The organism is Flavobacterium frigoritolerans (genome assembly GCF_025847275.1).
Lineage (GTDB): Bacteria > Bacteroidota > Bacteroidia > Flavobacteriales > Flavobacteriaceae > Flavobacterium > Flavobacterium frigoritolerans.
This window is the reverse complement of sequence record NZ_JAOZEV010000001.1, coordinates 362,884-384,523: the sequence shown is the minus strand read 5'-3', so window position 1 is coordinate 384,523 and position 21,640 is coordinate 362,884. Positions and strand designations below refer to the sequence as shown.

Below are 21,640 nucleotides of genomic sequence, written 5' to 3'. Positions count from 1 at the left end.
AATTTAAGATAATTTTATAAAAGAAAATCTCGTTATTTATAGTAAAAGTACTTATAATTAACGAGATTTTTATCTGTGAATGAGTGTTTTAGATGCCCAAAAAGTTGCTAGGCGTAATTTTCATCAGCTCTGCTTTGATTTCTTCTGAAACATCTAGAGTTGCAATAAAACTATGAATAGCGTTTTTATCAATCGCTTCATTTGTTCTTGTTAAACCTTTTAATGCTTCGTATGGATTTGGATATGCTTCACGACGCAAAATTGTTTGAATTGCCTCGGCAACGACTGCCCAGTTTTTTTCTAAATCTTCATGGAATTTTGATTCATTTAAAAGTAATTTATTCAATCCTTTTAATGTCGCTTCAAAAGCAATAATGGTATGACCAATAGGAACACCAACATTTCTTAAAACAGTACTATCTGTTAAATCACGTTGTAATCTTGAGATTGGCAGTTTAGCCGAAAGATGTTCGAAAATTGCATTGGCAATTCCTAAGTTCCCTTCAGAATTTTCAAAATCAATAGGGTTAACTTTATGTGGCATAGCCGATGAACCAATTTCTCCAGCTTTGATTTTTTGTTTGAAATATTCCATTGAAACATACGTCCAAATATCTCTGTCTAAATCAATTATTATATTGTTGATTCTTTTTAAAGCATCAAAAAATGCGGCAAAATGATCATAATGTTCTATTTGAGTCGTTGGGAAAGAATGGTGTAGTCCTAGCGTGTTTTCTACAAAATTACCACCAAATTTTTTCCAGTCAATTTGCGGGTAAGCAACATGGTGTGCATTGTAGTTTCCTGTTGCTCCACCAAATTTTGCAGCAAACGGGATATTGAATAACAAACGCATTTGCTCCTCGATACGTTCTACAAAAACGCCAATTTCTTTACCTAAGCGAGTAGGAGAGGCTGGCTGTCCGTGAGTACGAGCAAGCATAGGAATGTCTTTCCATTCTACACTTAGTTCTTTTAATTTAGCAGTAAGTGTAATTAATGATGGCATATATACTCTTTCAAAAGCTTCTTTTGTCGAAAGAGGGATAGCTGTATTATTAATGTCTTGAGAAGTTAATCCAAAGTGGATAAACTCTTTGTATTCAGATAAGCCTAGTTTTTCAAAAGCATCTTTGATAAAGTATTCAACCGCTTTTACATCGTGGTTAGTTACTTTTTCAGTTTCTTTTATCCAAAGGGCATCTTCAGTAGAGAAGTTTTTATAAATGTTACGCAAACTTTCAAAAAGATCTGAATTTACGTTTGCAAGCTGTGGCAATGGCACTTCGCATAAAGCAATAAAGTATTCAACTTCAATCAATACCCGGTATTTAATCAGCGCTTCTTCAGAGAAAAAAGGAGCTAATGAAAGGGTTTTGTTTCTATATCTTCCGTCAATTGGCGATATGGCATTCAATTCGTTTAAAGTAGTCATTGTTGTGTTGTTAATTTTGAAGATGCAAATGTAAGTTATTGTTAAAACTTCTGAAAGTTAGTTGCGAGTTATTATAGTTAAACATTGCAATTTTAAATGATTGTTTTAAATATTTTGTCCCAAATAGTAAAATAAAAGCCAAAATTATGGGATTCGTTTTTATGATGGTTCGAATGGAATTGTGTGGTCGAAATCCATTTTGTGACAACATTGGTATTCCAAAAATTCGGAAAAATATCGTTGTTTAAATGACCTATTATTCCATAAGATAAATTCAAGATTAAATATAGTATAATACTGATGAAATTAAACTCCACTATCGAAATTATAATGAGCCATATAGTCCCAAAACCTAAAGTTTCGATGGGATTAAGAACAAACAAGCTGTAAACGTTAGTGTCGATATGGGTATGATGTAATTGATGAATGGGATGAAACCACGTTAATTTATGTGCTAAATAATGAAAGCAAAACATAAAAAAATCCATTAGTAAAATTAATAACAGCGTATCTAATACTATCGCAAAAAATGAAGTAGAAAAGTCTATTTTAATAATTTGATATTGATACAGTTTATAGCCTATTAAAGTCACAAGCATGTTACATAGTAAGGTGCTAATGACCCATTTTATATCTGATTTTTTAATTTTAGTGGCTTCACGGTCAATTATTTTGCCAATACCGATTGCCAAAAGCATTAGTAATAAATTTTCGATAAGAAAAAAAACTATTACGGTAAAAAGGTTATAATGAGACAATATCTCAAGCCATTTCTGTACTATCATTTATGATTTTCTGTTTGTTATTTTGTCGTTATTTCGGCTAGTTTTGTTTTTAATATTTCCATCCCCTTAGAGGCTATTTCAGGAATAACTTCAATTTTATTTCTCAAGTTTGGAATTTTAATGGGTTTTGGGTCAATGTAAAAAAGAGGTGCACTTGCAGGAGTATAAGAAATTAATCCAGCAGCAGGATATACTTGCAAGGAAGTTCCTATTACAGCAAAATAATCGGCTTGCTCTGCAATTTGTATTGCTTCTTCTAAGGCAGGAACTTCTTCGCCAAACCAAACAATATGCGGACGAAGCTGATTGCCTTTTTTATCTAAATGATTCATAAATAAATCATCATGCCAATCTAAAATATAATTTAAATCTTGGGAACTTCTTACTTTTAGTAACTCACCATGCAAGTGTAAAATCTTGGTGCTTCCGGCGCGTTCATGCAAATCATCGACATTTTGGGTTATGATATGTACATCGAAATCTTTTTCGAGTTCAGCCAAAATAGTGTGTCCTAAATTGGGTACTACTTCTTTTAGTTGCTTGCGTCTTTGATTGTAAAAATCAAGAACCAATTCGGGATTTTTGTACCAACCTTCTGGAGTTGCTACATCCATTACATTGTGACCTTCCCAAAGACCATCACTATCACGAAAGGTTTTAATGCCACTTTCGGCACTAATTCCTGCACCAGTTAAAACTACCAGTTTCTTTTTCATTTTGATTATTTCTAAAAAAATAAAGTTAACCGTTGAGTGTAATTAATTTTAATACATAGAAACGTAGGTTTTGTACGCTCAAAAAGGCGTTACACTTGTCTTAAATGCAGATAGCTAGCTTTGTGAAAGAAATGTATTTCTTTTTGTTTTCTCTTTTACAAATAAAATCTATGTTTCTATGTGTTAAATGAAATTTTGCGACCAGAGCTAAGCGACCAAGCGAAGTAATTACACCCAACGGGTTAAAATTAGTCAATTTTAGTATAAAATGAGCTTTAGATACTTGTTAAAATGATTTTATTAAAGCGAGACTTTTTTTAGTATTTTTACAAGTAACAATAACCAAGATAAGGATTTAGGTTACTGCTGTTTTGTAAATGAAAGTTTAAATAATGATAATTTTTAAATGATATTAATACAATTTACAGGTTTGTCGGGTTCAGGTAAAACTACATTGGCAGAAAATGTTGGAGAATTATTGCTGAAAAAGGGCTATAAAGTCGAAATAATTGACGGTGATGTTTACCGAAAAAGCCTTTGTAAAGACTTGGGGTTTTCTAGAAATGATAGATGCGAAAATGTTCGTCGATTGTTTAGCGTAGGACGGGATTTTGTTAAATCAGAAATTATCGTTTTAATGTCGGTAATAAATCCTTACGAAGACTTAAGAAATGAAATAGGACAGCATGAGTTTGTAAAAACGGTATTCCTAAATTGTTCGATTGACAATCTTATTAAGCGCGATCCAAAAGGATTATACAAAAAAGCATTATTACCAGATAATGATAGTAATAAAATTAGCAACTTTACAGGAATAAGCGATGTTTTTGAAACTCCCTTGAAAGCTGATTTAACACTGAAAACCGACTCAGAATCGGTGTCAGTTTCAACCGATAAGCTTTATTATTTTATAATAGAAAATATACCTAATGCCACTATTTAAAGTATTTTTTATTTCTAACAGTCTGTTACGGAGATTGTTTTTTTGTGGAAATTATATAATTGAATTACAATACGATAGAAACTTAATGATAGATTTATAAGAAAATATATTTTATAAAAATGGAAAACGCAGATCATCCCCTTTTAAATTGGATTCCCTATAAATTAGTAGAAACAGATAATGAGGTATATTTTGAATGGATTTATCTAGGAGATAAAAAGTATGTAGATCCTTTTTTTGATGAAACTCTTATGAAATGTAAGGTTCATTATAATAATTCAACCAGATATAGAGTAGTGAGTAGTGTAGAAAACCTTATTGAATGGTCTACAGAATTGGTCTCTACGGAATTAAAATCATTATTATTTCATGTGTCTCGTTGTGGTTCTACAATGATGACTCAGTCTTTGGCTATTTCACCTCAAAACATTGTAGTTTCTGAGGCTCCAATTATTGATCAAATTATAAGAAGTGACCTTTTTGATTTGGATAAAAAAAGAGAGCTTATCAAATCTGTAATAGTATTGTTAGGACAGAAAAGATTTTCTGAAGAAAAGAATTTAATTGTAAAATTAGATTCCTGGCATATTTTTGAGGTAAATCAGTTGCGATTAATTTTTCCTGAATTGCCTTTTGTTTTACTTTACAGGAATCCAGCCGAAGTATTAAAATCTCATGCAAAATTAAAAGGAATGCATATGGTGCCTAATTTGTTGCCTGCATCTATTTTTGGGATTAGTGACCAAGAAATTCAAGAAATTTCTTTTCATCAATATGGAGCAGTAGTTCTGGAGAAATATTTTCAGGCCTATCTTGATTTTTATGCAACAGATAAAAATGTTTCAATATATAATTATAAAGATGGAATGAAGTCCGTTTTGGAAAGATTTTTATCTTTTATTGATGCAGATTATTTTGTAGAAGAGGTAGATCAAATGTGTGAGCGTTTAAACAGACATTCTAAAAACGAAAATGTTGTTTTTAAGGGAGATTCTTTTGGAAATGATGCTTTGGTAATAGATTTGGTTAAGGCAAATACACTATATGAAAAATTAGATAATAGTATAGCAGAATATGGTGCTGTTAATATATCATAGCAAATTGTTTTTATAACCTTAATTGTGCTGTTTTTTAGTATTTTTGCCACAAATACTATTGAAATGATTAATTTAGATTATCTCGCTTTTCTTGAAAATATACTTACTGAAAACCGGAAGAGCAAATTTTTAAAGGTCCTTGAAAACCGCACAAAACACTTTACTATTGTTGTTGAAGATATTTTCCAGATGCATAATACCAGCGCTGTAATGCGTAGTTGCGAAGTTTTTGGAATTCAGGAGCTCAATGTTATTGAGCAGCGTTATGGTAAAAGTATCGATAAGGAAATTGCTATGGGAGCTCAAAAATGGGTTGATATCAATACATTCGATAGTATTAGCAATTGCGTGGATACACTAAAAAATAAAGGATATCAAATTATTGCCACAACGCCTCATGAAAATGATTGTTTGTTAGAGGATTTTGATATAACTAAACCCAGTGCTTTATTTTTTGGTACAGAAAGAGATGGTTTGTCAGAAGAAATTTTACAAAAAGCGGATGGATTTCTTAAAATTCCGATGGTAGGATTTACAGAAAGTTTGAATATCTCAGTTTCGGCGGCAATAATTATTCAGAATCTAACTAGCAGATTACGAAATACAGAGATTGACTGGCATTTATCTGATGATGAAATTTTAGAGAAACGTTTGGCTTGGGCTAAAAGCTCAATTAAAGATATCAAACGAATTGAAGCTCGTTATTTTGAAGAGAATCCAGAATAAAAAAATCCCCAATTACATTGTAATTGGGGATTTTTTTTGAGTTTCTAGTTTCAGTTTTCAGTCTCAAAATGTTAATTGAGACTGAATGCTGAGACTTAAAATTATTTAACGATAACCCATTCACCAGAAGCTAATAAGCTTTCTGCTTTCTTAAATTTCATCGTTTCGATTGTTCCAGTTGCAACTTGCTGTACTGTTACATTATCATTACGATTAATTTTAGGCATATCTCTAGTGATAGTTTCAGTTACTTGGCGTTGCTGAGTTTCTCCAGCTTCACGGTTGATATCTTCACTATTTTCGATTTCGTCTTTGCTTAATTTGTAATTTTCTTTTTGACGGACTTCTCTTGCTTCCTGAATTTCTGGAGCGTTTTGAGCTGGTAAATCACCTTTGAATAAGAATGAAATTACTTCTCTATTTACGTTATCCAGCATAGAACGGAATAAGTTAAAAGCTTCTAATTTATAGATAAGCAATGGATCTTTTTGCTCGTGAACGGCTAATTGAACAGATTGTTTCAATTCATCCATTTTGCGTAAGTGTTTTTTCCAAGCCTCATCAACGATAGATAAAGTGATGTTTTTCTCGAAATCAGCAATTAGTTGTGCACCTTCAGTTTCGTATGCTTTTTTAAGATCAGTAACAACATTTAATGTTTTGATACCATCTGTAAACGGAACTACAATACGCTCAAATTGATTGTTTTTTTCTTCGTAAACACCCTTAATGATTGGGAAAGCTTCTCTAGCACTACGTTCTGTTTTTTCAGTATAATAAGCTAAAGTTTCTTTGTATAGTTTTCCTGTAATCTCATTTTCTGTTGATTTGATAAAATCAGCTTCAGATATTGGAGAGGTTATAGAGAAATAACGAATTAATTCAAACTCGAAATTTTTAAAATCATTTGTTGCTTTGTTTTGGTTTACAATAAGTTCACAAGTATCGTAAAGCATGTTTGCGATATCTAGTTTTAAACGTTCTCCAAACAAGGCATGACGACGACGTTTGTAAACTACTTCACGTTGTGAATTCATAACGTCATCATATTCTAATAAACGTTTACGAACTCCGAAGTTGTTTTCTTCTACTTTCTTTTGAGCGCGCTCAATAGATTTTGTCATCATAGAATGCTGAATTACTTCACCTTCTTGTAATCCCATTCTATCCATTACTTTGGCTACTCTTTCAGAACCAAATAAACGCATTAGGTTATCTTCAAGAGAAACATAAAATTGAGAGCTTCCTGGATCACCTTGACGACCAGCACGACCACGTAACTGTCTGTCTACACGACGAGAATCATGACGTTCTGTACCAATGATTGCTAAACCTCCTGCAGCTTTTACTTCTGGAGACAATTTAATATCGGTACCACGACCAGCCATATTGGTTGCAATGGTTACTACTCCTGATTTTCCTGCTTCTTCTACAATTTGTGCCTCTTGCTTGTGCATTTTGGCATTCAATACATTATGTGCAACACCTCTCATTTTAAGCATACGGCTTAATAATTCGGAGATTTCTACAGATGTTGTTCCAATTAATACTGGTCTTCCAGCTTTTGATAATTCGGTTACATCTTCGATTACAGCATTGAATTTTTCACGTGTAGTTTTATAAATGTAATCTTCTTTGTCTATTCTTGACATAGGACGATTCGTAGGAATCTCAACTACATCTAATTTATATATTTGCCATAACTCACCAGCTTCTGTTACTGCAGTACCAGTCATACCGCCTAATTTGCTGTACATTCTAAAGTAGTTCTGTAATGTAACAGTTGCAAAAGTTTGAGTTGCAGCTTCGATTTTTACATTTTCTTTAGCCTCAATCGCTTGGTGTAATCCGTCAGAATAACGACGACCATCCATGATACGACCTGTTTGCTCATCGACAATCATAATTTTGTTGTCCATTATAACGTATTCTACATCTTTTTCAAAAAGAGCATACGCTTTTAATAACTGAGTTAAAGTATGGATACGCTCGCTTTTTACTCCAAAATCTTGAAATAATCTTTCTTTGGCTTCAGCTTCAGCATCTTTGTCTAATTTTTGTTTTTCGATAGCAGCGATTTCAGTTCCAATGTCTGGTAATACGAAAAAGTCTGAATCTGTATCTCCTGAAAGGAATTTGATTCCGTTATCAGTTAATTCAACTTGATTGTTTTTTTCTTCAATTACAAAGTATAAAGCCTCATCAATTTTATGCATGTCACGGTTGTTGTCCTGCATGTATTGATTTTCAGTTTTTTGAAGCAATTGTTTGATTCCTTCTTCACTTAAAAATTTAATTAAAGCTTTGTTTCTTGGTAAACTTCTGTAAGCTCTTAATAATAAGAATCCACCATCTTTAGTGTTTCCTTCTTTTATTAATTTTTTAGCTTCTGCTAAGAAACCATTTGCCAATTGGCGTTGTAAACTTACTAAGTTTTCAATTTTTGGTTTCAATTCATTAAATTCATGACGGTCTCCTTGAGGAACTGGACCAGAAATGATAAGTGGTGTTCTTGCATCATCAATTAATACTGAATCGACCTCATCGACGATTGCATAATTGTGTTTTCTTTGTACCAAGTCATTTGGCGAATGCGCCATATTATCTCTTAGGTAGTCAAAACCGAATTCATTATTTGTTCCGTAAGTAATATCGGCATCGTATGCTTTCTTTCTTCCTTCTGAGCTTGGTTGGTGATTATCAATACAATCAACAGTTAAACCATGAAATTCGAATAAAGGTGCTTTCCATGTACTATCACGTTTTGCCAAGTAATCATTCACAGTTACTAGGTGTACTCCGTTTCCAGTTAAGGCATTTAGATAAAGAGGTAGAGTTGCTACTAAGGTTTTACCTTCACCAGTTTGCATCTCTGCAACTTTTCCTTCGTGTAATACCATACCACCAATTAATTGAACATCGTAATGAACCATGTCCCATGTAATTTCTTTACCAGCAGCATTCCATTTATTTGCCCAGATAGATTTTTCTCCATCTATTGTAATATACGTTTTTGCAGCCGAAAGTTCGCGGTCTTTTGCAGTAGCAGTAACTTCAATATGTGAATTATCTTTAAAACGGCGAGCTGTTTCTTTTACTACTGAAAATGCTTCTGGAAGAATTTCTAGTAATGTTTTTTCTGAGATTTCGTAAGCTTCTTTTTCTAAAGTATCTATAGCTTCGTAAATGTCTTCTCTTTTATCAATATCTTCAATGCTTTCTACTTCTGTTTTAAGAGAAGCAATTTTTGCATCTTTTTCGGCTCTTGCGTCCTTTATCTTTTGTTTAAAAAATGCTGTTCTAGCCCTCAGTTCGTCATGAGACAAAGCTGTTAAGCTAGTTTCGAAAGTTTTAATTTTGTTTAAATAAGGTTGTAAAGCTTTGACATCTTTTTGTGATTTATCACCTACAAAGACTTTAATAATACTGTTAATGAAACTCATGATCTGTTGGTATTTCTATAATTTATCTAAATGTGTAAATTTGAACAAAAAAAAAGCCTCTTTTTTGAGACTTTTTCTTTGGGGTTACTTTTTAATATTCATCCTCATTCCAAAGATAATCTTCGTCTGTTGGATAATCTGGCCATATTTCTTCCATTGATTCATATATCTCACCTTCGTCTTCAATTGACTGTAGGTTTTCTACTACTTCTAATGGAGCTCCTGCTCTAATAGCGTAGTCTATAAGTTCGTCTTTGTTAGCAGGCCACGGCGCATCACTTAAATATGATGCTAATTCTAATGTCCAATACATGTTTTGTCAATTTAGTTTGTGCAAAAATAATTTTTTTACTGAGAAAGACAAGTAAAAAACGATTTATTTTAGTAAAATTTAAGAACGTTCCTTTTAGTATTCAATTTTCTGTTACAGTTTACATTGCAAATACTAAAAACTGTAGCAGATTACTTTCTCGGAATCCATTTAACTTCCTCCGCTTTTAAGTCAGAAGACAACTTTCGTGCCAAGACAAAAAGGTAGTCAGAAAGTCGGTTTAAGTACTGTATTGCTATTTCTGGAACAGTCTCATTATGACTTAAATGGACTGCCAATCGTTCGGCACGACGACAAACGCAACGTGCAATGTGACAATATGACACGGTTTGGTGTCCTCCAGGTAGTACAAAGTGGGTCATTTGCGGTAGTGTGTCTTCCATGGCATCAATTTCATTTTCAAGTAATTCGATGTCAGTTGGTACAATGCCTAAATTTTTAAGGCGCAATTCTCCGTTTTTTAAGACTTCTTTTTCTACAGGAGTTGCTAGAATTGCACCTACAGTAAATAATCGATCTTGAATTTCGATTAAAATGTTCTTATAGTGTGCATTAATTTCCTGATCTCGTATGAGACCTATATAAGAGTTTAATTCATCAACGGTTCCGTAACTATCAATACGGATATGGTCTTTAGGAACGCGAGTACCGCCAAAAAGCGCAGTAGTTCCTTTGTCTCCTGTTTTGGTATATATTTTCATTTTTTTTAAGATGCTAAGGTTTTGAGATACTAAGAATTTAAGTTTTCTAGAATAGGGGGCTGCAGTTTTCTACAACTTGAAACCTGAGACTTTTTAAAATTCTTAATCTAAAATTGTTTTGTAGTTTTTGTATCGCTTTCGATCAGGCCGTCACGCAAACGGATTACACGATGGGCGTAGGCGGCAATATCCTCTTCGTGTGTAACTAGAATCACAGTATTACCATTGGCATGAATGTCACCAAATAGTTTCATGATTTCTACAGAAGTTTTACTATCTAAATTCCCAGTTGGTTCATCAGCCAAAATAATCGATGGTTTGTTGACTAATGCTCTTGCAATTGCTACACGTTGTCGTTGTCCTCCTGAAAGCTGATTGGGTTGGTGATCCATTCTGTCTTCGAGATTCACTTGTTTTAGTACTTCGGTAGCACGGACTATTCGTTCTGATTTAGAGTGCCCAGCATAAATCATTGGTAAAGCAACATTATCTAGTGCAGTAGTTCTTGGTAAAAGATTAAATGTTTGGAAAACAAAGCCAATTTCTTTATTTCTAATTCCTGCTAATTCATCATCTTTCATCTGGCTAACATCTTTTCCGTTTAAGATATAACTTCCAGAAGTAGGAGTGTCTAAGCATCCCAATAAGTTCATTAATGTTGATTTTCCGGAACCCGATGGTCCCATTAAGGCAACATATTCTCCTTTATTTATTTCTAAATCAATTCCTTTTAAGACATAAACAATTTCGTTTCCAAGCACAAAATTTCGTTTAATATTGGTTATTTTAATTAATGGATTTGCCATTGAGGTTTATGATTGTTGATTTACAATTTTTAGATTTTAAAAGTACAAAACACTTTTGAATTAATCATAAGTAGTTTAAAATACATTTTTGTTACACTTATTTATTATTGGTAAGGTAGTAAGATTGTTTTTTTTAGGCGTAAAATACAAAACAGATTAAATGTTTTATATAATTACTTTTTATATTTATATAATTATCATATTTGGTTAATTTTTATAATTTTAATTCAATAAAAATCATAATATTTTAGTAAATATTAATTTTTATTCAAAAATAATATTATATTTGATGAATAATATTAACAAATCGGAATTATGAAAAATACACAATTATTATTCGGAATAGCATTTGTTGCCATGGGGTTTACCTCATGTAAAGATGAAAAAGCAGCGCAAGCTGAAAAAACCATTGATTCATATGTAGTATATGTAGATTCAATAAAAAACGTAACTGCAGAAAATGCTAAAGCCAATTGGAAAACAATTGAAGATGGATATGCAACACGTGCAGAAAAAGCAGAAATGGCTTTGGCTGATATTAAAGAGAATGCAAAAGCTCAAGAGCGATTAGAATCGAGTAAAGCTAAATATGAAGCTTTTAAAGCAGAAATGACTGTTGTAAAAACACCAAGTAAGATACAAAAAATGCGAGATGATCTATTTGGAGAAGGGAAAATAGGAGAGGATATGAATTTTGATTGGGTGAATGCTAAAAATATTCATGGTGTGTACCAACAATTTGTACATACAGTTGAGAATAATAAAGATAGTTATTCTCGAGAAGACTGGGATAAGATTAAAATGATGTACGAAGCACTTGATAGCCGTAAAAATACAGTTGAAAAAGAAGGTCTTACGTCTGAAGATAATAGAAAAATTGCTGGGTTGAAATTGAAATTTGCACCAATGTATACTCTAAATAGAATGGGAGCAAAATCAGAAGAAACTGCTGAAGCAAAAAAGTAAGTTAATTAAGTATTTTATATTAGGTTAAATTTTGAATTTTGAGCAGAAATGACAGTCAGTAATGGCTGTCATTTTTTTTATGCTCTAATTATAAAATGTTCTTTTTCCTGTTCATATCTAAAAAACACCAATCCCCATTGATATGTATCGATAGTAACTTTTACTTTGGAATGATTTTTTATGATTTCCCAAGCCTCTTCCATTTCTGAAGACCAATGAATGTCGTCAAAAATCCAAACGGTATCATTAGATATTGTGGGCAGTAAAAGCTCAAAATAATCTAAAGTTGCTTTTTTAGAGTGATTTCCATCAAAGTAAATGAGGTCGTAGTTTTTAGTTTTCAATCCCAATTGAAGACTTTTAAAATAGCTTTCAAATTCTGTAACTACCGATTTTACATTAGCACAATTAAATTTTTGTAATTGTAATTGAGCTTCTTTTGCCGTTTCTGGGCAACCTTCGAGTGTTGTAACTGTAGCTTTTGGATTTCCTAAGGCTAGGGCAGAAGTTGCCAATCCTAAGGAAGTTCCTATTTCTAGTATATTATCTGGTTTAAAGTAAGCGGTAATTCGGAATAGTAACTCGGCTCTTTTAGGAGAAATCCCTGCTGTTTTAGCAATCTTCGAAATTTGTCTTGTATTGTCTTTAAAGACTCTTGACCCTGCGCCCAAGTCAGTTACTTCGATTGTATTCTTATTTTGTAAAAATGATTTTCGATAAGCGCTTAAAATGGCATATTCTGGCTTTGTTTTTTTGTCATAAAAACATTTCGTTAATAAATTAAACACAAAAGGCGAATGCACTGCGTGTTCGTTTTTGGAGTTCCAAAGGAATTTGAGATATGATTTTATTTGAAATAACATAATGACTTTTGCAAAGTAGGCGCGAAGATACAAAAAAGTCGAGAGGCATAAAGTCTAAAAAGTATAAAGTAAAATGTAAAAAGGGAGACTTTATGACTTTTAGACTTTCGACTTTCAGACTCTAAAAAAGACTATATTTGCGGGCTTTAAATTTGAGCTAATAGTAATACGCATTTTATGATAACGAAGGAAGAAACGGAAATAAAGAATACAATAACTTCGGAAGAAATAGACCGATGTATTGCTGTTTTGGCACAATTAAACACTGATACTGATCAAATATTTGATATTCCCAAAGAACAAAGAATTGCTCTGCTTAAAGAAGCGGGTATGTTTTCCAGACCAGATAGAGGTGAGTTTTCTCGAAGAATTAAAGACGGTAAGGAAGCTGTTAAACGTAAAAAGGAAAAGAAGGATAAAACCGCTCGTAAAGAAACTGGAATTCGACATGCTCGTGAAGCAAGCATATTTGTTGCACCAAAATTATTGGCTTATAATGATCTTGCTCACAAGGAACAATTGGAGTTAGAAACGCCTAGGAATTGTTATGTATGTAAAACTGGATTTACCAAGATGCATCACTTTTACGATACAATGTGTACGGATTGTGGTGATTTTAATTATGCCAAACGTTTTCAAACTGCTGATGTAAAAGGGCAAGTTGCTGTTATAACAGGTTCTCGTTTAAAAATTGGATATCATATTACTTTGATGCTTCTGCGTGGCGGGGCAACCGTTATTGCAACAACACGTTTCCCCGTTGATTCTGCATTGCGATTTTCTAAAGAGGATGATTTTATGGAATGGGGACATCGTTTAAAAATTCACGGATTAGATTTACGTCATATTCCGAGTGTGGAGATTTTTTGCAATTTTATTGAGCAAAAGTACGAGCGATTGGATATTCTTATCAATAATGCTGCACAAACAGTGAGACGTCCAGCTGGATTTTATACTCATTTAATGGAAAATGAGGAGCTTGCAATAGCTTCTTTACCTAAACAAGCACAAGAATTATTACTAGATCATACGAATTGTTTGGATGAGTTAAAGGTACTGACTTCGGGAGCTTCTTCTAACCAAAATATGCCTGTAACCTGGCATGGGCCTGAACCTGGAATAGGATTGCGTGCTTCGGCTAAATTATCTCAGATTCCTTATTCTTTTGATAATGCCCTTGTAGCAAATGAGGTTTTTCCAGAAGGAGAACTTGATGCTGATTTACAACAGGTTGATTTACGTAAAACAAATAGTTGGCGTTTAAGATTGGGACAAATAGAAACAACTGAGATGATTGAGGTTCAATTAGTAAATTCGGTTGCGCCTTTTGTTTTATGCAACCGCCTTTCGGAAGTAATGAAGAAAGACAACACAGGACAAAAACACATTATAAATGTTTCGGCAATGGAAGGGAAGTTTCATCGCTTTTTTAAAGAAGACCGTCACCCGCATACCAATATGGCGAAAGCTGCTTTGAATATGTTAACGCATACTTCATCGGGAACATTGGCAAAACATGGAATTTTTATGAATGCTGTTGATACGGGCTGGGTAACCGATGAAGATCCTGCCGAATTGGCCAAAAAGAAACAAGAACTAGAAGATTTTCAGCCACCACTAGATATTGTTGATGGCGCTGCACGTGTAATGGATCCTTTATTCGATGGAATTAACACAGGGAAGCATTGGTGTGGTAAATTCTTGAAAGACTATAACCCGATTCCTTGGTAGAATTAGTTTTCAGTCTCGGTCACAGTCTCAGTTTTTTTACCTCATAATAACAAAAACCACAACAGAATTAAATTTTGTTGTGGTTTTTGTTATTTAAAACAGTAAATAAAAAATTTAGTTTACTGAAATTAATTTAATATCAAAAATAAGTACTGAACCTCCGGGGATAGAACTGTAATCATTGTCTCCATATCCTAAATGTGCAGGAACTATAAGTGTACCGCTGCCTCCAGTTTTAAAATAAGGAATACCTTCTGTCCATCCTTTTATAACTTGGTCTAGACCAAAAGAAATTCCAGCACTACTTTCATCAAATACTTTTCCATCTATAAAAGAACCTTTGTAGGCTACCGTTACGTTAGAGGTTGCTGTTGGCTGTGCTCCAGTTCCAGGCTCGTTGACTACATAATACAAACCAGATTCAGTTCTATGTGCGTTTAATTTATTTTTGGCTACATAATCTTTGATTTGTTGTTCGTTTTTAGCAACATTGTCAACAAGAGTGTCAGTGTTTTCGGTTTTTTTGTTTTTAGCACAAGAAATAAAAAGTGTTAAAGCTAATAGTGCAGGTATAAGGTGTTTCATGTAAAGTGATTTTTTAAAGGCGTAAATATAGTATAATTTCAGTGTTTAGTTTCAGTCTCAGTCTCGGTTTACAGTTTCAGTATTCTTTTTAAGTAATTATTTAGCAGTTTAACATCTGCTATCTAGTGAAAACTGAAAACGGTGACTGATTACTAAATTGTGCAACCAAATTTACTAGGATTGTTTATCATGTAATTAATTAGTTTTCCAATTTCAATGCTTCTATTATTTAAATTGTCAAATGTTTCTTTGTTTATGTATTTACATTGAAAACAAAATTGTAACCAAACATTTGTTTCTGAGTTTTCGGCATCGCTATCAGTGAGTTTGCTTATGAAGTGATTTACATATCTTCTTTTTCGATATGACTCAGAAATATTTGCAGATACACTTCTGGATGAACGTCGTATTTGATCAGTAAGAGAATACTTTTCTTCAGAGGGAAATGATTTTGATAGTTCAAATATTTCCATTGCAAGTTGAAATGATTTTTGATACGCTAATAATTCTTTAAAACCCATTAATTTAATTTTTAACAAGTATATGAAAAAATAAGATAAAACCTTCAAATTAGCTTAAAAAGAAACTCTGTGAAAAACTTTAAGTTGAAAAATAGAACGATATAAAAAACAAAAAGCCAAAACAAGATTTTACTTTGTTTTGGCTTATATATTTATAAATCAATAGGTTTTAACTGTCCAATTGTAGCTAAAGACTGCTATTGAAACTGAAAACCGAGACCGATACTGTAAACTAAAATTTTACCCTTCAATCTTAGCAGAAAGCTCAAACCAGCGCTCTTCTTTTTGATCTATTTTGTTAATGATATTTTGCAACTCATTGGCTTTTTTCTCGATATCAGCATCAGCTACTTTTCCGTCAGAGAATAATTGCTCAATTTTAGTTTTATCAATCTCTAAATCTTTGATTTCTCTTTCTAGTTTTTGATATTCTTTTTGCTCATTGAAAGTTAGATTTCCAGTTGGATTGTTTTGTTTCCAATCTTTCTTTTCGGCTTTGTTTTCTTCTTTTTGAGCTACATCAGTACTATCTTCATAGGCTCTAAAATCGGAGTAATTTCCTGGGAAATCTTCAACAACACCTTGTCCTCTAAAAATGAATAAGTGATCCACAATTTTATCCATAAAGTATCTATCATGAGAAACTACTAATAAGCATCCAGGATAATCCAAAAGGAAACTCTCCAAAACGTTTAATGTTACGATATCTAAATCGTTTGTAGGCTCATCCAGAATAAGGAAGTTAGGATTCTGAATCAAAACGGTACATAAATACAAACGTTTTAATTCTCCACCACTTAATCTATCTACAAAATCATATTGTTTTTTGGCATCAAAAAGGAAACGCTCTAATAATTGTGAAGCTGAAATAATCTTTCCTTTCATTAACGGAATATACTCTCCGTATTCTTTGATAACATCGATAACACGTTGTCCTGGTTTAGGATTGATTCCGCTTTGGGTATAATATCCTATTTTGATTGTTTCTCCAACAACAACTTTTCCTGAATCTAGCGGAAGTGTCCCCGTTAATAAATTAAGGAAAGTCGATTTTCCAGTTCCATTTTTACCAATAATTCCGATACGTTCTCCGCGTTGGAAATCAAAACTGAAATTATCTAAAATAACGTGATCTTTGAATTTTTTAGAAATTTTGTGAAGCTCAATAATTTTGCTTCCCATACGTTCCATATTAATTTCAAGTTCGACTTTATTTTCGCGACGACGACTTTGTGCTTTTTCTTTAATTACATAAAAGTCATCCTGACGAGATTTAGATTTTGTCGTTCTTGCTTTTGGTTGGCGACGCATCCATTCTAATTCTTTTACAAATAAGTTTTGTGCTTTATCTACACTTGAGTTTTCAGAAGCAATTCGCTCTTCTTTTTTCTCTAAGTAATAAGAGTAATTTCCTTTGTATTGGTATAATTTACCGTTGTCTAATTCTATGATTTCATTACAAACACGCTCTAGGAAGAAACGGTCGTGTGTTACCATAAAAAGGGTAATGTTTTCTTTAGCAAAATAACTTTCCAGCCATTCAATCATTTCAAGATCCAAGTGATTGGTAGGCTCATCCAGAATTAATAAATCAGGACGGTTGATAAGGATAATCGCTAATGATAAACGTTTTTTCTGCCCTCCAGAAAGACTTTTTACTTTAAGTTTAAAGTTCTCTAGTTTTAGTTTAAACAGAATTTGCTTGTATTGTGTTTCGAAATCCCATGCATTATGTTGATCCATTCCGTCAAAAGCTTTTTGATATGCTTCTTCATCTTCTGGATTTTCTAATGCTTTTTCATAGGCTTCAATAACTTTTAGGGTTTCATTATCAGAAGCAAATATGCTTTCTTCGATAGTAAGTTCCTCTTGTAAATTATTATTTTGGGAAAGAAAGGCCATTTTGATTCCTTTTCTTAAAACTACCTGACCTGTATCTGGTTCTTCTAAACCATTGATAATACTCATAATAGTTGTTTTTCCAGAGCCATTTTTGGCAATGAAAGCAATTTTTTGGTCCTTATTGATTCCAAAAGAGATGTTGTCAAATAAGGTTCTTTCACCAAATGACTTGGATATATTTTCTACAGAAAGGTAATTCATTTTTTAATTTATTTAAAATCAGATAGTTACAATGCATTGTTGTTTGTAGGTCTCTAATTAAGTCTTTAACACTAAAAGACTGTTTTTCTTTAATTTGCTGGCAAAGATACCCTTTTGAACGTAACAAAAAAAGATAGCACTAGGCTATCTTTTACTTTGTATTTTTAATAGTTCGTTGACCTTATTCTCTTTCGATTGGTAAAAGGACTGTAGGCTTTAATTTTGCCTTCGATTTTATATTTGCCAATGGTGGTTTAACTTCTAATTCCTAAAATAATCATTGCTTCTTTAGTGTTTATATGTTTACTTGTAAAATTACCTTTTCAAATTTAAAGGACTCTTTCAGTGTCCTCTACTTTTTAGACAGCCTTTTTGTAAAAAATAATCATTATTAAAGACTGATCCCCAGATAAGCCAGATAAGCATCCATTACTTTCTTATTGAATATAGGTTCTTTGATATCGCTATCTTTAAGGAATGTTTTGACTTTCGTATTATCCCATATATAAGTGTTCTGATATAGCTCTACCGTAGAAAGTCCTTCATGCATATTGTCTTTAAAAAGACTTGTAAGAGGATACAGCTCACAACTGCTGTTATCTTCCCAAACTTTGCGCCATTCTTTATAGGACATTTTTTGTAATTGCAACGGGTAATAATCATGCAACAACTGGAAGAACTGCTCAAGGGTCAGATTGGTTTCTGGAGATGCGATCAGGTTAAATTTGTGACCAATAGCATCAGGGTTTTTAGAAATATGTACGATCGATTTTACCATGTAATCTACTGTAATCAAGCCTTCACGGAGTTCTTTAAGATCTGGGTACATATTGTGCTTCAAACAAAGTTTTACTAGACCTGCCCACCATTGGTAAGGTGCGCTTGCACCACTTGTGCCATGACACATGGCGTAACCCAAACGATACGTAATAACTGGTAATCCTTTTGAGGCAGCTAGATCTGCAATTTCTTCCATTACATACTTGCTTCGAACATATCCAATGTCTTTACTAACAGCAAGTATATTTTGCTTGATATCATCATACTCTGTCATTACAGTTTTATTTGTAAACACATGTCCCCAACTGTAAACAGATATGGTAGATAAAAGAACTAAGCATTTGAGTTTACTGTGTGCTGCAAAATGTACAATCTCTCGAAGACCATCGACATTTGTAGCTTTCATATAGGAATAAGGCTGAATAAAATTTACAGAACTTGCAGAATGATAAATCACGTCTATTATATCTGCCAACTTATTAAATTGCGTAGCTGGCAGACCTAAACTTGATTTGGTTAAATCTCCAATTACTGGCACAATTCTTTTTTTAAGTTCTTCATTAATTGAAATATGGAATTTATCCATAAGTTCATTAATCTTAAGCAGCGCATCATATTCATTTTTGGCACGTATCAGACAATAAATATCAGCCTCGGTTTTTAGCAGTAATTCTTCGACTAAATTGATCCCTATAAAACCTGTAACCCCTGTTAGAAAAATATTTTTTGGGTCGACAAGGGTGTTAGTATCAAAATTTCCCCTGATAACAGTACCCGGTGATAAAAACACATCTTTTTGCAATTCAATCACTGGCTCTACATCTTCCTCAGGAATCACTGAAACAGCCATTTTTCGTTTTGTTAATATAGCTGCCAGTGATTCTATGGTAGGATATTGATACATCTCTCTCATGAATGTTTTCACATTCAATTTACTGGTAATATCAGTAACGGCTATTGCCACCAATAATGAGTCTCCTCCAATATCAAAGAAATTATCTGTTACGTCAATTGAGTTCCTGTCCAGCAATTCTCTCCATACATTAGCAATAATTTCTTCTGCTTTTGTTTTTGGAGCAGAAACTATACCCGCATTTGCATTATCTTCCATATGAAGCTCATGCAGACGATTAATATCTGTTTTTCCATTGGCATTCATTGGTATTTCGTCTATTACAATAAAATGTGCTGGAACCATATATCCTGGCAGTTCTTCCTTAATATATTGTCGAATTGGATTTACATAAGCTTGCTCACTAGCGATATCTAAATTTTTCTCTAATACTATAAATGCTACCAGGACTTTATGTTCTTTACTGTTCTCTTTGGCTATCACCACTGCTTTACTCACAAAAGGTATGCAAACAAGCACATTTTCAATTTCACCCAATTCTATTCTGTATCCGCGTATTTTTACCTGATTATCAATTCTTCCAATATATTCTAAATTACCATCAGTCAGCCAGCGTACAAGATCTCCTGTTTTGTATAATTTTTTCCCGGGTTTAAAAGGATGTTTTATAAATTTCTGATTGGTTAATTCAGGTTGTTTCCAATATCCTTTAGACAAACATTCGCCGCTAATACATAACTCACCAACTGCGCCTACAGGCAACAAATCCAGTTGAGGACTCAGTACATAAGCTTGAGTATTGGCAATAGGTTTGCCAATTGAAGAAACATAAGTTCCTTCAGGATGATTCACCGTATAAAAAGTGGCATAAATAGTACATTCTGTGGGGCCGTAATAATCTATGAATGTGTATGGGAGTCCCTTTGTATTTACTGGCTTCAATTTTTCACCCGCTGTAAACAAATAGATTAATGAAAGTTTTTTTTCTTTGGATACTTTAATAATCTCTGGAGCCAAGACAGTTGGCGCAAACCCATGACTTATTTTATTACGGATATAATATTCCAATAACTGAATGGCATTGGTGCGCTCTTCGTTGTCGGCAATATACAATATTGCCCCAGCCGCCAATGATGACCATATTTCCCAAACCGCAATATCAAAACCGGATCCTGCGACAAAACTAAGACTGCTATTAGAAGTTATATTAAAATGTTTATTGTGCCATGTTACCAAATGCTCAATAGACTGATGGGTAACCATTACACCTTTTGGATTTCCGGTAGAGCCAGAAGTATAAATAACATAAGCGAGATCATCGGGTGTTATGGCAACTGGTGTGAATTGATCAGACTGTTTCTGAAATACATTATCTGTTAAAGAAATACTAACCACATCGTCGGATATTGTGCCCTTTCTGGCAATGTCTGTAATAATCACTTTGGCGTCTGAGTTTGCTATGATGTAAGAAATTCTTTTAGAAGGAAGCGAATAATCTAAAGGGATGTAAGCCGCACCGGATTTTAAAATTCCAATAATAGAAATAATCATTTCAATAGAACGATTTAACTGAATGGGAACCAGCGATCCTGCGCCTATACCAAAAGAAAGCAAATAATTAGCCAGCTTATTACTTTGCTCATTCAGTTCCTGATAAGTGATACTTTCATTACCGTAAACAACTGCTGTATTCTTAGGGTATCTATATGTTGATTCCCTAAATAAATCGGGTAATGTAAGATGGGGGGCATACGATGTGCCTGTGTCATTAAATGTTTCAAGCAAAAGGTTTTTTTTCTGATTTGTAAGATGTTCTGATGTGCTGTTTTGAAGGAAACTATCCGTTTCATAATTTGGGGGTGGTACATTCATATGTATTTGTTTTAAATATTGATTAGAAATTATATAAAAATATACTAAGGTGAATAAAACACTCATTCTACCATGATTCATTACATTTACTCTTCTTTTTTATCAAGGGTGTTTCGATAAGTTTAGCAGGTGTTATTTTCTAAAACAGAACTATATTCTAAAATTGTACATTTTTCTTTATTTTAAATAAGAACTGGATTAAATATATTGACATTTTTCATGCAGATATGTTTTATCATGCTGATTTTTAATTATTTATAAAAAAAAAGCATAAATTAACATTATAAAAATGTTGATTTATGCTTTTTACCCCAATTGAATATGCTTTCAACGTTACTTTTTTAAATTAAATATACTAAGTGGTCGGTGTAATTAAGAAATAT

The 21,640-nt window shown here is 33.0% G+C and carries 17 protein-coding genes; 5 read left to right on the top strand and 12 right to left on the bottom strand.

The genetic code is table 11. From position 1 onward, the window contains the following. Positions 1-88: 88 nt before the first annotated feature. The 3 genes from purB to OIU80_RS01635 all read right to left on the bottom strand — a co-directional run bounded on the left by purB (position 89) and on the right by OIU80_RS01635 (position 2,936). Positions 89-1,435: an adenylosuccinate lyase gene (gene purB, locus OIU80_RS01645; RefSeq protein WP_264285368.1), complete on the bottom strand. Its 1,347-nt coding sequence runs from the start codon at positions 1,433-1,435 to the stop codon at positions 89-91. Positions 1,436-1,527: 92 nt separating this feature from the next. Further along, positions 1,528-2,220, bottom strand: coding sequence for a sterol desaturase family protein (locus tag OIU80_RS01640; protein WP_264285367.1), 693 nt, complete (start codon positions 2,218-2,220; stop codon positions 1,528-1,530). Between the two features lie 17 nt (positions 2,221-2,237). Beyond that, the gene (locus OIU80_RS01635) at positions 2,238-2,936 is read right to left on the bottom strand and encodes an SIR2 family NAD-dependent protein deacylase (protein ID WP_264285366.1); all 699 of its coding nucleotides are present in this window, start codon (positions 2,934-2,936) and stop codon (positions 2,238-2,240) included. 406 nt (positions 2,937-3,342) lie between these two features. Between OIU80_RS01635 and cysC the strand changes: the two genes are divergently transcribed. The 3 genes from cysC to OIU80_RS01620 all read left to right on the top strand — a co-directional run bounded on the left by cysC (position 3,343) and on the right by OIU80_RS01620 (position 5,702). Next, positions 3,343-3,879 (top strand): adenylyl-sulfate kinase, encoded by a 537-nt coding sequence (cysC, locus tag OIU80_RS01630; RefSeq protein WP_264285365.1) that lies wholly within the window; start codon positions 3,343-3,345, stop codon positions 3,877-3,879. A gap of 119 nt (positions 3,880-3,998) precedes the next feature. After that, positions 3,999-4,976 carry a sulfotransferase family protein gene (locus tag OIU80_RS01625; RefSeq protein WP_264285364.1) on the top strand — a complete coding sequence of 326 codons (978 nt, stop codon included), beginning with the start codon at positions 3,999-4,001 and terminating at the stop codon, positions 4,974-4,976. A 63-nt stretch (positions 4,977-5,039) separates the two neighbouring features. After that, positions 5,040-5,702: a TrmH family RNA methyltransferase gene (locus OIU80_RS01620; protein ID WP_264285363.1), complete on the top strand. Its 663-nt coding sequence runs from the start codon at positions 5,040-5,042 to the stop codon at positions 5,700-5,702. A gap of 101 nt (positions 5,703-5,803) precedes the next feature. Here the strand turns inward: OIU80_RS01620 and secA are convergent, their stop codons facing one another. The 4 genes from secA to OIU80_RS01600 form a co-directional block, all read right to left on the bottom strand. Further along, complete coding sequence (gene secA, locus OIU80_RS01615; protein ID WP_264285362.1) at positions 5,804-9,145, bottom strand: preprotein translocase subunit SecA; 3,342 nt, start codon at positions 9,143-9,145, stop codon at positions 5,804-5,806. A gap of 91 nt (positions 9,146-9,236) precedes the next feature. Further along, entirely contained in the window at positions 9,237-9,458 is a 222-nt protein-coding gene (locus tag OIU80_RS01610; RefSeq protein ID WP_007138072.1) for a DUF2795 domain-containing protein, read from the bottom strand. Between the two features lie 149 nt (positions 9,459-9,607). Beyond that, on the bottom strand, positions 9,608-10,177 hold the full coding sequence (locus OIU80_RS01605) for a cob(I)yrinic acid a,c-diamide adenosyltransferase (RefSeq protein WP_264285361.1): 570 nt from the start codon (positions 10,175-10,177) through the stop codon (positions 9,608-9,610). A 107-nt stretch (positions 10,178-10,284) separates the two neighbouring features. Then, on the bottom strand, positions 10,285-10,983 hold the full coding sequence (locus OIU80_RS01600) for an ABC transporter ATP-binding protein (protein WP_264285360.1): 699 nt from the start codon (positions 10,981-10,983) through the stop codon (positions 10,285-10,287). Between the two features lie 315 nt (positions 10,984-11,298). Between OIU80_RS01600 and OIU80_RS01595 the strand changes: the two genes are divergently transcribed. After that, positions 11,299-11,949 (top strand): DUF6565 domain-containing protein, encoded by a 651-nt coding sequence (locus OIU80_RS01595; RefSeq protein ID WP_264285359.1) that lies wholly within the window; start codon positions 11,299-11,301, stop codon positions 11,947-11,949. 77 nt (positions 11,950-12,026) lie between these two features. On the opposite strand, the gene OIU80_RS01590 is transcribed toward OIU80_RS01595, so the two are convergent. Continuing rightward, the gene (locus tag OIU80_RS01590; protein WP_264285358.1) at positions 12,027-12,812 is read right to left on the bottom strand and encodes an O-methyltransferase; all 786 of its coding nucleotides are present in this window, start codon (positions 12,810-12,812) and stop codon (positions 12,027-12,029) included. 177 nt (positions 12,813-12,989) lie between these two features. On the opposite strand from OIU80_RS01590, the gene OIU80_RS01585 reads away from it, so the two are divergent. Further along, positions 12,990-14,543, top strand: coding sequence for an SDR family NAD(P)-dependent oxidoreductase (locus OIU80_RS01585; protein ID WP_264285357.1), 1,554 nt, complete (start codon positions 12,990-12,992; stop codon positions 14,541-14,543). Positions 14,544-14,657: 114 nt separating this feature from the next. Here OIU80_RS01585 and OIU80_RS01580 read toward each other — a convergent pair whose 3' ends face one another. The 4 genes from OIU80_RS01580 to OIU80_RS01565 all read right to left on the bottom strand — a co-directional run bounded on the left by OIU80_RS01580 (position 14,658) and on the right by OIU80_RS01565 (position 21,257). Further along, positions 14,658-15,128, bottom strand: coding sequence for an FKBP-type peptidyl-prolyl cis-trans isomerase (locus OIU80_RS01580; protein ID WP_264285356.1), 471 nt, complete (start codon positions 15,126-15,128; stop codon positions 14,658-14,660). Between the two features lie 152 nt (positions 15,129-15,280). Beyond that, the gene (locus OIU80_RS01575; protein WP_264285355.1) at positions 15,281-15,649 is read right to left on the bottom strand and encodes a four helix bundle protein; all 369 of its coding nucleotides are present in this window, start codon (positions 15,647-15,649) and stop codon (positions 15,281-15,283) included. A 240-nt stretch (positions 15,650-15,889) separates the two neighbouring features. Then, entirely contained in the window at positions 15,890-17,752 is a 1,863-nt protein-coding gene (locus OIU80_RS01570; protein WP_264285354.1) for an ABC-F family ATP-binding cassette domain-containing protein, read from the bottom strand. 391 nt (positions 17,753-18,143) lie between these two features. After that, positions 18,144-21,257, bottom strand: a complete 3,114-nt coding sequence (locus tag OIU80_RS01565) for a non-ribosomal peptide synthetase (protein ID WP_264285353.1) — start codon at positions 21,255-21,257, stop codon at positions 18,144-18,146. Between the last annotated feature and the right edge of the window lie 383 nt (positions 21,258-21,640).

Coding starts and splice junctions, on each gene's coding strand:
- purB (WP_264285368.1), bottom strand. CDS start 1,435: ATGACTACTTTAAACGAATTGAATGCCATATCGCCAATTGACGGAAGA.
- OIU80_RS01640 (WP_264285367.1), bottom strand. CDS start 2,220: ATGATAGTACAGAAATGGCTTGAGATATTGTCTCATTATAACCTTTTT.
- OIU80_RS01635 (WP_264285366.1), bottom strand. CDS start 2,936: ATGAAAAAGAAACTGGTAGTTTTAACTGGTGCAGGAATTAGTGCCGAA.
- cysC (WP_264285365.1), top strand. CDS start 3,343: ATGATATTAATACAATTTACAGGTTTGTCGGGTTCAGGTAAAACTACA.
- OIU80_RS01625 (WP_264285364.1), top strand. CDS start 3,999: ATGGAAAACGCAGATCATCCCCTTTTAAATTGGATTCCCTATAAATTA.
- OIU80_RS01620 (WP_264285363.1), top strand. CDS start 5,040: ATGATTAATTTAGATTATCTCGCTTTTCTTGAAAATATACTTACTGAA.
- secA (WP_264285362.1), bottom strand. CDS start 9,145: ATGAGTTTCATTAACAGTATTATTAAAGTCTTTGTAGGTGATAAATCA.
- OIU80_RS01610 (WP_007138072.1), bottom strand. CDS start 9,458: ATGTATTGGACATTAGAATTAGCATCATATTTAAGTGATGCGCCGTGG.
- OIU80_RS01605 (WP_264285361.1), bottom strand. CDS start 10,177: ATGAAAATATATACCAAAACAGGAGACAAAGGAACTACTGCGCTTTTT.
- OIU80_RS01600 (WP_264285360.1), bottom strand. CDS start 10,983: ATGGCAAATCCATTAATTAAAATAACCAATATTAAACGAAATTTTGTG.
- OIU80_RS01595 (WP_264285359.1), top strand. CDS start 11,299: ATGAAAAATACACAATTATTATTCGGAATAGCATTTGTTGCCATGGGG.
- OIU80_RS01590 (WP_264285358.1), bottom strand. CDS start 12,812: ATGTTATTTCAAATAAAATCATATCTCAAATTCCTTTGGAACTCCAAA.
- OIU80_RS01585 (WP_264285357.1), top strand. CDS start 12,990: ATGATAACGAAGGAAGAAACGGAAATAAAGAATACAATAACTTCGGAA.
- OIU80_RS01580 (WP_264285356.1), bottom strand. CDS start 15,128: ATGAAACACCTTATACCTGCACTATTAGCTTTAACACTTTTTATTTCT.
- OIU80_RS01575 (WP_264285355.1), bottom strand. CDS start 15,649: ATGGGTTTTAAAGAATTATTAGCGTATCAAAAATCATTTCAACTTGCA.
- OIU80_RS01570 (WP_264285354.1), bottom strand. CDS start 17,752: ATGAATTACCTTTCTGTAGAAAATATATCCAAGTCATTTGGTGAAAGA.
- OIU80_RS01565 (WP_264285353.1), bottom strand. CDS start 21,257: ATGAATGTACCACCCCCAAATTATGAAACGGATAGTTTCCTTCAAAAC.